The organism is Microbacterium sp. H6 (genome assembly GCF_003314775.1).
Classification (GTDB): Bacteria; Actinomycetota; Actinomycetes; order Actinomycetales; family Microbacteriaceae; genus Microbacterium; species Microbacterium oxydans.
On sequence record NZ_QOAY01000052.1, the window covers coordinates 1 to 3,419 of the forward strand.

2 protein-coding genes are annotated in these 3,419 nt (G+C 67.7%); one reads left to right on the forward strand and one right to left on the reverse strand.

Annotated elements, in window-relative coordinates; all coding sequences use genetic code 11:
- A partial coding sequence (locus DSP71_RS03355; protein ID WP_147251181.1) for a D-alanyl-D-alanine carboxypeptidase family protein occupies nt 1–1,150 on the forward strand: 1,150 nt, incomplete at its 5' end.
- Between the two features lie 79 nt (nt 1,151–1,229).
- On the opposite strand, the gene DSP71_RS03360 is transcribed toward DSP71_RS03355, so the two are convergent.
- Nucleotides 1,230–3,419, reverse strand: a 2,190-nt coding sequence (locus DSP71_RS03360; protein WP_147251182.1) for an ABC transporter ATP-binding protein, incomplete at its 5' end; no start/stop codon positions are given.

Here is a 3,419-nt window from a genome sequence, read left to right on the forward strand (position 1 = left end):
CACCACACTGCTCTGGCCCCTCCACGAGGTGCCGCCGACGGTGCAGTCGGTCGAGTTCGCGACGACTCCCGCCGCTGCCGCCGCCGTGACCTGGCCGACCGAGGGTGCGGGTGCCGTCGGCATCGCGGGCATGACGACGGCGGCTTCGGTGCCCGACGCCGTGAGCATCGCGAGCATCACCAAGGTCGTCAGCAGTCTGATGGTGCTCGACCGCATGCCGCTCGCTGTCGGGGAGCAAGGACCCGAGTTCTCGTTCACCCGCGCCGACAGCGTGAAGTACTGGGACTACCGGCGCAGTGACCAATCCGCCCTCGACGTGCCCATCGGCGGAGTCCTCACGGAGTACCAGCTGTTGCAGGGGACGCTCATGGGTTCCGCGAACAACTACATCGATCGGCTCGCGACCGAGATCTGGGGCTCCGAGCGCGAGTTCGCGAGGGCTGCAGAGGTGTGGTTGCGCGAACGTGGCCTGACCGGAATCACCGTGGTGACCCCCTCCGGCTTCGACGAGCGCAACGTGGCCACGCCCGAGGCCCTGGTGGCGCTCGGCGAGCGTGCGATGCAGAACCCGGTCTTCGCCGAGATCGTCGGCACCAAGTCCGTCGACCTCCCGGGTGCGGGCACCGTCGTGAACACGAACGGCATGCTCGACGATCCCGGTGTCGTCGGCATCAAGACCGGCACCCTGGTCGGCTGGAACCTTCTCACCGCGAAGGACCTCGTGATCGGTGACACCACGGTGCACCTGTTCGCCGCGGCGCTGAATCAAGCCGGAGACGACGAGCGACTCGCTCTCACGCGTTCCCTGTTCGCCGAGGCGGAATCCGCACTGGAGGCGCAGGCGCCGGCCGTCGCGAAGGACACCGTGGTCGGCAGCGTCACGACTCCGTGGGGCGAGCAGGTCGACGTCATCACCGAATCCGACGCCGATGTGGTGCTCTGGAACAGCGCGACCGCGACCGCCGCGACCGCCTTCGACCTCGGCGAAGAACGCGAACAGGGTGACACGGTGGGCACGCTGACCACGGCAGGACCGGTCAACACCACGACGACTCCGCTGGTGCTGGCCGCGGATGTCGAGGGGCCGAGTCCCTGGTGGCGTCTGACCCACCCGCTCGAGCTGCTCGGGATCAGAGCCGACCAGCCCTGACGCACTCCCCGGCGATCGCCTACGACGACGCCCCACCCCGCGTGAGCGGCGGTGGGGCGTCGTGCGTTGATGCCGTAGGTCAGGAGCGGTGATCGGAGCCGTCAGCGCCGTCTTCCAGCAGGGCCTGCGCCGCGGCCGTCTCGACTGCCGGCACCTGTGCGTCGACGGACGCGCCGGCCACAGCGGCTGCAGCCTCCGCGCCCGCAGCATCGGTGTCGCCCGCTTCGCCGGTGACGACGACCGGCGTCGTTCCCGTGAGAGCGTCTTCGGCGTCGATGTCGGTCGCGGCCTGCTCGAACTGCGACTGGTACAGACGCCAATAGGCGCCCTGCGCGGCGATGAGCTCGTCGTGCGTACCCTTCTCCACGATGTCGCCGTGCTCCATCACCAGGATGAGGTCGGCATCGCGGATGGTCGACAGCCGGTGCGCGATCACGAACGACGTGCGCCCCTCTCGGAGCGCGGCCATCGCGTGCTGCAGCAGCAGTTCGGTGCGGGTGTCGACCGCCGACGTGGCCTCATCGAGGATGAGGATCGACGGCTGTGCGACGAACGCCCGCGCGATGGTGATGAGCTGACGCTCACCGGCCGACACGTTCGCTGCATCCTCGTCGAGCACCGTGTCATATCCCTCGGGGAGGGCGTGCACGAAGCGGTCGACGTAGGTGGCCCTGGCTGCGGCGAGGACCTCTTCATCGGTCGCGGTCGAGCGACCGTAGCGGATGTTCTCGCGGATGCTGCCGGCGAACAGCCACGGGTCCTGGAGCACCATGCCGGTGCGCGATCGCAGCTCGTCGCGGGTCACCTCGGCGATGTCCTGCCCGTCGAGCATGATCCGTCCACCGCTGAGCTCGTAGAAGCGCATGATCAGGTTGACCAGCGTCGTCTTGCCCGCACCGGTCGGACCGACGATCGCGACGGTCTGACCCGGCTCCACCCGGAACGACAGATCACGGATGAGCGGACGATCCGGCGTGTACGAGAACGCGACGTTCTCGAACTCGATGACGCCCTTGCCCTCCACGAGCTCGGGAGCATCGGCGTCGTCGGCCTCCTGCTCCTCGGCGTCGAGCAGTTCGAACACACGCTCGGCGGAGGCGGTGCCGGACTGCACGACAGCGGCCATTCCGCCCAGCTCGGACAGCGGCTGCGTGAACTGCTGCGAGTACTGGATGAACGCCTGCACGTCGCCGAGGCGGAGCTGACCGTTGGCGACCATCAGACCACCGAGCACCGCGATGCCCACGTAGCTGAGGTTCCCGACGAACATCATCGCCGGCATGATGATGCCGGAGAGGAACTGCGCCTTGAAGCTCGCCTGGAACAGCTCTTCGTTCTCGTCCTGGAACTTGTCCAGTGCGTCCTTCTCGCGACCGAAGACCTTCACCAGCGCGTGGCCAGAGAACGCCTCCTCGACACGGGCGTTGAGCCGCCCGACCTTGCGCCACTGCGTGCCGAAGGCCTTCTGCGACCGCGGTCCGATGATGCCGAAGATCACGCCCATGAGAGGCAGCGTGATGAGGGCCACGAGGGCGAGCTGCCATGAGATCGAGAACATCATCACGAGCACGCCGATCACGGTGAGCACCGAGGTGAGTGCGCCCGAGAGCGACTGCTGCATCGTCTGCGTGATGTTGTCGATGTCGTTCGTGACGCGCGAGATCAGCTCGCCGCGCTGCACCTTGTCGAAGTACGCCAGGGGCAGGCGGTTGATCTTCGCCTCGACCGATTCGCGCAGTCGCCACATGGTGCGCACCATGATCACGTTGATGACGTAGCCCTGGATCCAGGTGAGGAAGGCGGCGGCCACGTAGATGCCGAGCACGGCGGCGATGACGAGCCGCAGCGCGTCGAAGTCGATGCCCTGGCCGACCGTGAAGTCTCCCAGCGCGCCGACCTGGTTCGCGAAGTCGTCCTGTCCGCCTGCCCGCAGCGCGTCGACCACCACGTCCTGCGACGTGCCGGCGGGGAAGCCGGGGAAGCCGTCGGTGGGCTGACCGAGTTGGATGGAGATGAAGCCCTTGTAGACGAGGTTGGTCGCCTCGGCGAGCACCTTGGGCGCTGCGACCGTCAGGACCACGCCGATCGCGCCGAGGATCGACACGAAGACGAACCAGATGGCCGAGGGCTTCAGCAGCCCGATCATGCGCGCGAAGCTGGGGCCGAAGTTGTCGGCCTTGCCCGGTGCGACGCTGTCCCAGTCGCCGGAGTTCTGACGCGCCTGCTCGGCGAGCTCGGCCTCGTACTTCTCCTCGGCGGTCAGCTCGAC